This window comes from Cupriavidus sp. MPR-AND1C (genome assembly GCF_058809705.1).
The window spans coordinates 1-8,066 of sequence record NZ_JBXASU010000162.1 but is presented as its reverse complement, the minus strand read 5'-3'; the positions used below and the strand labels follow the sequence as shown (position 1 = coordinate 8,066).

Here is an 8,066-nt window from a genome sequence, read left to right as displayed (position 1 = left end):
CCCCTGCCGCCAGCCCGCCCAAGCGTTTCGGCCTGACCGACCTGTCCGGCTTGCGCGACTCCCTCAAGGCCGACACCGAGCGGCGCGAAGCCGAGCGCCGCGCGGCGGACGAAGCCGCGCAGCGCGCCCGCGAAGAAGCCGACGTATTCCGCAGCAGCGTTGGCAACGTCAACACGCTGCGCGACCGCAACCGCGTCACTCCCGCGCCCCGCCACCCGGCGCCCGTGCCGGTGCAAACCCAGCTGGACGACAAAGCCGTGCTGGCCGCGTCGCTTTCGGACGAGTTCGATGTCGAGAACCTGCTCGATACCGACGAGACCCTGTCGTTCCGCCGCCCCGGCATTGGCATGGACGTGGTCAAGAAGCTGCGTCGCGGCGAATGGGTGCCCCAGGACAAGATCGACCTGCACGGCCTGCGCAGCGAAGAAGCGCGCGAGGCACTGGCCGAGTTCGTGCGGCGCTCGGTCAAGCGTGGCGTGCGCTGCGTGCGCGTGATCCACGGCAAAGGCAACGGCTCGCCGGACAAGACGCCCGTGCTCAAGGGTAAGGTGCGCAGCTGGCTGGTACAGAAGGAAGAAGTACTGGCCTTCGTGCAGGCACGCGGCGCCGAGGGTGGGGCCGGCGCGCTGATGGTGCTGCTGCGCCAGCCGCACGCCTGAGACGGCGCGCACGATGCATCTGCCGCTCGATCTCCTGATGGGGCGGTTGCCCCTGATCCTGCATGTCATGGAAGTAGTGGGCGTGCTCGCCTTTGCCGTCTCCGGCGTGGTCGATGCGCGCAAGCAACGCTTCGATGCCGTGGGCACCTTCGTGGTGGCATTCGCCACCGCCTTCGGCGGCGGCACGGTGCGCGACGTGTTGCTGGACCGCCGCCCCTTCTACTGGGTCGACCACGAAGGCTATGTGATCCTGATCTTCGTGATGTCGCTCGGCGCGTCGTTCGTGCTGCGGGTGGTCAGCCGGGTGGCGTCCGAGCGCACCATGATCACGGCCGATGCGATCGGCCTGGGGCTGTTTTCCGTCACCGGCACATCGCTCGCGCTGGTGGCGCAGATGACCCCGACCGTGGCGGTCATGATGGGCATCATCTCTTCGGTGTTCGGTGGCGTGGTGCGCGACGTGTTGTGCAACGAGGTGCCGATGATCCTGCGGGACCGCTCGCCCTATGCCACCTGTGCCTTCGTCGGCTGCTGCGTCTATATTGGCCTGACCTGGCTGCAGGCCGAACAGGAACTGGCCCTGCTGGCGGGCGCCATCACCATCACGGCGGCGCGCCTGCTGTGCGTGCGCTTCGGCTGGAAGCTGCCGAGCTAGGCAACAACAGCGGCAATCCAGGCGCCCCCTCCCGTGGGATCGCCTGGATTGCCCGCCGGCGCTTGAACGCCAAAAAGGCCTGGGCGCCCGAATGCTTAAACGGCGGCTTCGTCCTGCTCGCCGGTGCGGATGCGGATCACGCGCTCGATCTCGGTCACGAAGATCTTGCCGTCGCCGATCTTGCCGGTGTGCGCTGCCTTGACGATGGCGTCCAGCACGGTGTCGAGCTGGTTCTCGGCAACCACGACCTCGATCTTGATCTTGGGCAGGAAGTCGACCACATACTCTGCGCCGCGATACAGCTCGGTATGCCCCTTCTGGCGGCCAAAGCCCTTCACCTCTGTTACCGTCAGGCCGGTCACGCCGACGTCAGCCAGCGCCTCGCGCACTTCGTCCAGCTTGAACGGTTTGATGATGGCGGTAATCTGCTTCATGTTGGCCCCTTATATAGTCGTTGGTTAGTGAGAGATTTTAGCCTGCCTGCCGGCAGCGGGATGTGGCCTGCCGCACCGCGCCATTTCCGGTAGACTCAACCGTTGCCCGCCCGCATCTGCGCGGGCGCGGCGTGATCAGCCATAGCGGCCGTAGCAGCCATAGCAGCCATGCCGGAACAAGGGCGCCGCCCGAGGGCAGCGCCGATGATGAGCAAATCTAGCGCAATGCAGCCTGAATCTTTCAAGCCCGGCTCCGACCAGCCCGACGCGGCCACCCCGGGGGCGGCTGCGGCACAAGGCCGGCAGGAACACGAGCGGATGGAGAATTATCGCACGCAGATCGTTTTCGATCTGTCCGAGCTGCCCGAGGCCGAGTGGGACTCCCTGGTGGCAGCCCAGCCCGGGGCCACGCCGTTCCTGCGCCACGCCTTCCTGCATGCCATGCATGCCAGCGGCAGCGCCTGCGACGAGACCGGCTGGAGCCCGCGCTACCTGACGTTATGGGCGCTACGCGCCGAGGGTGGCGAGCGCCTGGCGGCGGCCATGCCGCTGTACGCGAAGTCGCACTCTTATGGGGAATACGTGTTCGACTGGGCCTGGGCCGACGCCTACGCGCAGCATCGCCTGCCCTACTACCCCAAGCTGCTGTCCGCGATTCCCTTCACGCCCGTGCAAGGTGCGCGGCTGCTGGCCGAGGACGAAGACGCGCGCCGCTGCCTGCTGCAATGTGCACTGGCGGTGGCGGAACAAAGCCAGCTGTCCTCCCTGCACGTGCTGTTTCCCGACGAGCACGAGGCCGCGCTGATGGAAGACGCCGGCATGCTGATGCGCCACGGCGTGCAGTTCCACTGGACCAACCCGGGCTATGAGAGCTTCGACGCGTTCCTGGCCACGCTCTCGCAAAAGAAACGCAAGAACATCCGCGCCGAACGGCGCCGCGTGGCCGACGCCGGCATCACCTTCCGCCAGTTGCGCGGGCCCGAGATCGACGAGGCGCAATGGCGCTTTTTCAACCGCTGCTACCGGCAAACGTACCGCGAGCATCATTCCACGCCCTACCTGAACCTGGATTTCTTCCAGCGCATCGGCGCCGCCATGCCGCAGAACCTGCTGCTGGTGGTGGCCGAGCGTGCCGGCCAGCCGATTGCCGCGTCCCTGGTGGTCTATGACGACGACCCGGCGCGCAGCACCCTGTTCGGGCGCTACTGGGGCGCACTCGAGCACCACCCCTGCCTGCATTTCGAGACGGCGTACTACCAGCCGCTGGAGTTTTGCATCGCCCAGGGCATCCGTACCTTCGAAGGCGGCGCCCAGGGCGAGCACAAGATGGCGCGGGGCTTCCTGCCAGTGGCGACCCGCTCCGCGCACTGGCTGGCGCACCCGTCCTTTGCCGATGCCGTGGAGCGTTTCCTGGTGCGCGAGCGCCAGGGCATCGATGCCTACCTGGACGAGCTCAACGACCGCACGCCGTTTGCACGCGGCTAAGGCCGGCTTGCCCGCCGCACTAGCGCCACATGCGCCGCAGCGTGTTATCGCCCAGCATGTAGTGGTGGAACAGCGCCGCGATGGCGTGCAGCCCGATCACCATGTAGAAGGCGGTGCCCAGTGTGCCGTGGACGTCCTCGAGGATCTCTTTCAGGTCTTTGCTTTGCGCCACCAGCGAGGGCAGCTCGATGCCAAGGCCTGGCACCGTCAGCAGGTGGCCGTCGGCGTTGAGCGCCAGCAGGCCCAGCACGGGCTGCGCGAATATGAACAGATAGAGTACGAAGTGCATGGCGCTGCCGAGCAGCTGCATCCAGCGCGGACCGGGCTCGGGCGCCGGCGCGCCGCGCACCAGGCGCCACAGGAGGCGCGGCACCGCCAGGACGAGCACCAGCGCGCCAGCCCACGTGTGCACCGACATCGACAACGCCCGCGAAGCGCTGCCCTTGGGCAGAAAGCCCTTGAGCTCGATCGCGGCGTACGCGGTGGCGATCAGCAGGAATACTGCCCAGTGGAAGAACACCGCCGGGCCGGAATACCGTGCCAGGGTGGACGGCGTCGAAAAGGTAGTGGACATGGGGAATAGGCAGTTTGCCTGCCGAGTTGTTCTGTGATTGAAGCTTAACCCACCGGCTTTATGGCGTCTTTGGTTTCCATCAAGCCTGGCGCAACAAAAAACCCCGCCGCAGCGGGGTTTTTTCAGCATCGGTTCAGCCACGCGCCGGAATCGGGCATGACTGGCCATGGCTGCCGGGGCTTACTTGGTGTAGTTCGCCACGCCGTCGGTGATTTCCTTATGGGCTTCTTCAATGCCGGCCCAGCCTTCCACCTTGACCCACTTGCCTGCCTCGAGTGCCTTGTAGTTCTCAAAGAAGTGCTTGATCTGGTCCAGCAGGTTCTGCGGCACGTCCGACAGGCCCTTCATGAAGGCGGTGGCGGGCGACAGCTTGTCCAGCGGCACGGCGACCAGCTTGGCATCCACGCCCGACTCGTCGGTCATCTTGAGCATGCCCAGCGCGCGGCAGCGCACCACTGCGCCGGCCAGGATCGGGAACGGCGAGAGCACCAGCACGTCGACGGGGTCGCCGTCGCCCGACAGGGTCTGGGGAATGAAGCCGTAGTTGGCCGGGTAGCGCATGCCGGTGCCGATGAAACGGTCGACGAAGAGCAGGCCGGTTTCCTTGTCGGCTTCGTACTTCACCGGATCGCTCTGGGCGGAGATTTCGATGATGACGTTGAAATCGTTCGGGATGTCCTTGCCGGGGGAAACGAGGTTGAAGCTCATGCTTGCTCTCCAGATGCCTGTGTTTGAGGATGGCGGGCATTATAGCGTTTCGAAGCTGACCCAGGCCTGACGCGGCGCGTGCCTTGCGCGTCTCGCGCCGTGAGTGATAATGGCGCATTGTCCGAAAGCCGCATCGACAGGCGCACTGCCAGCCACAGCCTGGCAGTCGCATCCAGCCGGAGCTATCCAATGCACGCCCAGCACTTCGTTGCCAACCGCCTGATCGCGCCGGACTCCGGCTTGCGCATCAAGGTATTCGACCCATCCAGCGGCGAGCCTTTCGCCGAAATCGCCCGCGGCAACGCGGTCGACATCAACGTGGCCGTGCACGCCGCGCGCCAGGCCGCCGACGGCGCCTGGGGCGCGATGGCGCCCGCCGAGCGCTCCCGCCTGCTCAACCGCGTGGCGCTGACCCTGATCGAGCACGAGGCCGAGCTCGCCGCGCTGGAAGCGCGCGATACCGGCAAGCCCCTGCGCCAGGCCGCCGCCGACGCGCGCGCCGTGGCGCGCTACTTCGAGTTCTACGCCGGCGCGGCCGACAAGCTGCACGGCCAGACCATCCCCTACCAGCCCGGCTTTACCGTGCTGACCGTGCGCGAGCCGCATGGCGTGACCGGCCACATCATCCCGTGGAACTACCCGCTGCAGATCTTCGGGCGCAGCGTGGGCGCGGCGCTGGCCACGGGCAATGCCTGCGTGGTCAAGCCCGCCGAAGACGCCTGCCTGTCGCTGCTGCGCGTGGCGGAGCTGGCGGCCGAGGCCGGCCTGCCCGAGGGCGCGCTGAACATCGTTACCGGCTACGGCCATGAAGCCGGCGCCGCGCTGGCGCGCCACACCGGCATCAACCACATCTCCTTCACCGGCTCGCCGCAGACCGGCAAGCTGATCGCGCAGATGGCAGCCGAGAACCACGTGCCGGTCACGCTGGAGCTCGGCGGCAAGTCGCCCCAGATCGTCTTTGCCGATGCCGACATCGACGCGCTGGTGCCGGTCATCGTCAACGGCATCGTGCAGAACGCGGGCCAGACCTGCTCGGCCGGCAGCCGCGTGCTGGTGGAACGCCCGCTTTACAACGCCGTGCTCGACCGCCTGGCCACGGTGTTCGAGTCCTTGCGCGTAGGGCCGTCGGAGCTGGACCTGGAATGCGGCCCGCTGATCAACCGCAAGCAGCAGCAGCGCGTCTGGGATTTCGTCTCCGATGCGCAGCACGCCGGCATTACCGCCATGGCGCAAGGCCAGATCGTGGCGCAAGCGCCGGAGTCCGGCTATTACCAGGTGCCGATGCTGTTCCGCGACGTGCCGCCCACGCACCGGCTGGCGCAGGAGGAAGTGTTTGGCCCACTGCTGGCCGCCACACCGTTCGACACCGAGGCAGAAGCCATTGCGCTGGCCAACGGCACGCCTTATGGCCTGGTCGCCGGCATCTGGACCCGCGATGGCGCGCGCCAGCTGCGCCTGGCGCACAAGCTGCGCGCGGGCCAGGTCTTTATCAACAACTACGGTGCCGGCGGCGGGGTAGAGCTACCTTTTGGCGGCAGCGGGCAGTCCGGCTACGGCCGCGAGAAGGGCTTCGAAGCCCTGTACGGATTCACCACACTGAAAACCATCGCAATTCAACATGGGTAATATCAACTTCCTGTCCGTCGCCTTCGCCATTTTCTTCTTCTGGATGGCGTGGCACGTCAGAAACAAACGCGCCACCAACCCCTCGGCCATGCCGCGCCTGCAGGTCTTCAAGCGCAAATGGGGCGACACCGTGGGGGACCGCGTGCACTGGTGCCTCTACGTGGCGCTGCCCTTCCTGCTCGCGCTGATGATGGTCGCCAACGCGCTGCGCGGCCGCGGCCCGTTCTCCCACTAAGGCATTCGCCCAGACCTGGCAGTTTTTTTCCGGCGCCGCAAGCGGCGCCACCCCGGCGGTATCGTGCAACCAGAAAAATAGATCCATGTAGATCGACAGATCCAAGAGGAGACAGCATGACAACAACCGCAGTACACTCCGGCGCCGCCGACCCCGCGTTCGAGGACGCCACCTACCGCAAGGTGACCTTGCGACTGGTGCCGTTCCTTTTGCTTTGCTACGTGGTGGCGTACCTGGACCGCGTCAACGTCGGCTTCGCCAAGCTGCAGATGCTCGGCGACCTGAAGTTCAGCGAGACCATCTACGGCCTCGGCGCGGGCATCTTCTTCATCGGCTACTTCCTCTTCGAGGTGCCCAGCAACGTGATCCTGCACAAGGTCGGCGCGCGCATCTGGATCGCGCGGATCATGATCACCTGGGGCGTGATCTCGGCGGCGATGATGTTCGTCACCACGCCGACCATGTTCTACGTGCTGCGCTTCCTGCTGGGGATCGCCGAGGCCGGCTTCTTCCCCGGCATCATCCTGTACCTGACCTACTGGTACCCGTCGCACCGGCGCGGGCGCACCACCACCTTCTTCATGACCGCGATCGCGCTCTCCGGCGTCATCGGTGGGCCGCTGTCGGGCTGGATGATGCAATCATTCGACGGCCGCAACGGCTGGTCCGGCTGGCAATGGATGTTCCTGCTCGAAGGCATCCCGTCGGTGCTGGTAGGGCTGGTGGTGCTGGCCTACCTGGACGACCGCATCGTCCACGCCAAGTGGCTGAGCAACGAAGAAAAGGCCCTGCTCCAGCGCAATATCGCCGCCGAGGACATGCACAAGGAAGACGCGCCGATCGGCAAGGTGCTGTCCAGCCCGCGCGTGTGGCTGATGAGCGCGATCTACTTCAGCTTCGTGATGGGCCTGTACGGCGTGAGCTTCTGGCTGCCCACCATCATCAAGCAGACCGGCGTGAAAAGCCCGCTGGACATCGGCCTTCTCACCGCCATCCCCTACGGCTGCGCGGTGGTCGGCATGGTGCTGGTTGCCTACAGCGCCGACCGCACCCGCGAACGCCGCTGGCATATCGCCGTTCCCGCGCTGCTGGGCGCAGTCGGCCTGGTGCTGTCGGTGCAATGGCACAACAACACCGTGCTGGCACTGCTCGGCCTGACGTTGGCCACCATCGGCATCCTGACCACCCTGCCGCTCTTCTGGAGCCTGCCGACGGCTTTCCTGGCTGGCACAGGCGCGGCCGCGGGGATTGCGCTGATCAACTCGCTGGGCAACCTGGCTGGGTTCATCAGCCCGTATGCGGTGGGCTGGTTGAAAGACATGACGCAGAGCACGGACTCCGGGATGTACCTGCTGGCGGCGTGTCTGGTGGCGGGCGCGGCGTTGACGCTGTCGGTGCCGGCGCGGATGGTGAACAAATAGGAGATCGAAGGCCGGCGCAACAAGGTACGCCCGCCCTCTCCCCCGGCCCTTCTCCCACAAGTGGGAGAGGGGAGCCAACCAGGGGGAACGGAAACGACATCGCCGGACCATCGATTCGGTGGGGCCGTGATTCCCGCCCGAAGGGGCGGGAATCACCCACTCGCGATGCGAAGCGAGCCGTGAAGGTGTTCAGAGGCCGTATGGGGCGCCTCGGGCTTCGGCGAAAAGAGCGGAAAAGAGGGACCCATGTCTGAGTATCGCCTCAAGGC

At 66.1% G+C, this 8,066-nt stretch carries 9 protein-coding genes; 6 read left to right on the top strand and 3 right to left on the bottom strand.

The genetic code is table 11. The features are described from left to right. On the top strand, window positions 1-659 hold a 659-nt coding region (locus AC1RWI_RS37365; RefSeq protein WP_492870820.1), incomplete at its 5' end, for a Smr/MutS family protein. Between the two features lie 13 nt (window positions 660-672). Then, the gene (locus AC1RWI_RS37360) at window positions 673-1,314 is read left to right on the top strand and encodes a trimeric intracellular cation channel family protein (protein ID WP_043344436.1); all 642 of its coding nucleotides are present in this window, start codon (window positions 673-675) and stop codon (window positions 1,312-1,314) included. A gap of 95 nt (window positions 1,315-1,409) precedes the next feature. On the opposite strand, the gene glnK is transcribed toward AC1RWI_RS37360, so the two are convergent. Then, window positions 1,410-1,748, bottom strand: coding sequence for a P-II family nitrogen regulator (gene glnK / locus AC1RWI_RS37355; RefSeq protein ID WP_006162803.1), 339 nt, complete (start codon window positions 1,746-1,748; stop codon window positions 1,410-1,412). Window positions 1,749-2,066: 318 nt separating this feature from the next. Between glnK and AC1RWI_RS37350 the strand changes: the two genes are divergently transcribed. Next, complete coding sequence (locus AC1RWI_RS37350; protein ID WP_492870821.1) at window positions 2,067-3,233, top strand: GNAT family N-acetyltransferase; 1,167 nt, start codon at window positions 2,067-2,069, stop codon at window positions 3,231-3,233. 19 nt (window positions 3,234-3,252) lie between these two features. Here AC1RWI_RS37350 and AC1RWI_RS37345 read toward each other — a convergent pair whose 3' ends face one another. Then, on the bottom strand, window positions 3,253-3,807 hold the full coding sequence (locus AC1RWI_RS37345) for a cytochrome b (protein ID WP_043344431.1): 555 nt from the start codon (window positions 3,805-3,807) through the stop codon (window positions 3,253-3,255). A 180-nt stretch (window positions 3,808-3,987) separates the two neighbouring features. Then, complete coding sequence (gene ppa, locus AC1RWI_RS37340; RefSeq protein ID WP_043344428.1) at window positions 3,988-4,515, bottom strand: inorganic diphosphatase; 528 nt, start codon at window positions 4,513-4,515, stop codon at window positions 3,988-3,990. A gap of 189 nt (window positions 4,516-4,704) precedes the next feature. On the opposite strand from ppa, the gene AC1RWI_RS37335 reads away from it, so the two are divergent. The 3 genes from AC1RWI_RS37335 to AC1RWI_RS37325 all read left to right on the top strand — a co-directional run bounded on the left by AC1RWI_RS37335 (window position 4,705) and on the right by AC1RWI_RS37325 (window position 7,797). Beyond that, window positions 4,705-6,141 (top strand): aldehyde dehydrogenase family protein, encoded by a 1,437-nt coding sequence (locus AC1RWI_RS37335; protein WP_043344427.1) that lies wholly within the window; start codon window positions 4,705-4,707, stop codon window positions 6,139-6,141. Continuing rightward, window positions 6,134-6,376, top strand: coding sequence for a hypothetical protein (locus AC1RWI_RS37330; RefSeq protein ID WP_006162792.1), 243 nt, complete (start codon window positions 6,134-6,136; stop codon window positions 6,374-6,376). Before AC1RWI_RS37335 ends, AC1RWI_RS37330 begins: the two co-directional genes overlap by 8 nt. A gap of 116 nt (window positions 6,377-6,492) precedes the next feature. Continuing rightward, window positions 6,493-7,797, top strand: coding sequence for an MFS transporter (locus tag AC1RWI_RS37325; protein WP_492870819.1), 1,305 nt, complete (start codon window positions 6,493-6,495; stop codon window positions 7,795-7,797). Window positions 7,798-8,066 lie beyond the last annotated feature (269 nt).

What these genes read in the sequence shown, in the direction of transcription:
- AC1RWI_RS37360 (WP_043344436.1), top strand. Translation starts at nt 673, where the DNA reads ATGCATCTGCCGCTCGATCTCCTGATGGGGCGGTTGCCCCTGATCCTG.
- glnK (WP_006162803.1), bottom strand. Translation starts at nt 1,748, where the DNA reads ATGAAGCAGATTACCGCCATCATCAAACCGTTCAAGCTGGACGAAGTG.
- AC1RWI_RS37350 (WP_492870821.1), top strand. Translation starts at nt 2,067, where the DNA reads ATGGAGAATTATCGCACGCAGATCGTTTTCGATCTGTCCGAGCTGCCC.
- AC1RWI_RS37345 (WP_043344431.1), bottom strand. Translation starts at nt 3,807, where the DNA reads ATGTCCACTACCTTTTCGACGCCGTCCACCCTGGCACGGTATTCCGGC.
- ppa (WP_043344428.1), bottom strand. Translation starts at nt 4,515, where the DNA reads ATGAGCTTCAACCTCGTTTCCCCCGGCAAGGACATCCCGAACGATTTC.
- AC1RWI_RS37335 (WP_043344427.1), top strand. Translation starts at nt 4,705, where the DNA reads ATGCACGCCCAGCACTTCGTTGCCAACCGCCTGATCGCGCCGGACTCC.
- AC1RWI_RS37330 (WP_006162792.1), top strand. Translation starts at nt 6,134, where the DNA reads ATGGGTAATATCAACTTCCTGTCCGTCGCCTTCGCCATTTTCTTCTTC.
- AC1RWI_RS37325 (WP_492870819.1), top strand. Translation starts at nt 6,493, where the DNA reads ATGACAACAACCGCAGTACACTCCGGCGCCGCCGACCCCGCGTTCGAG.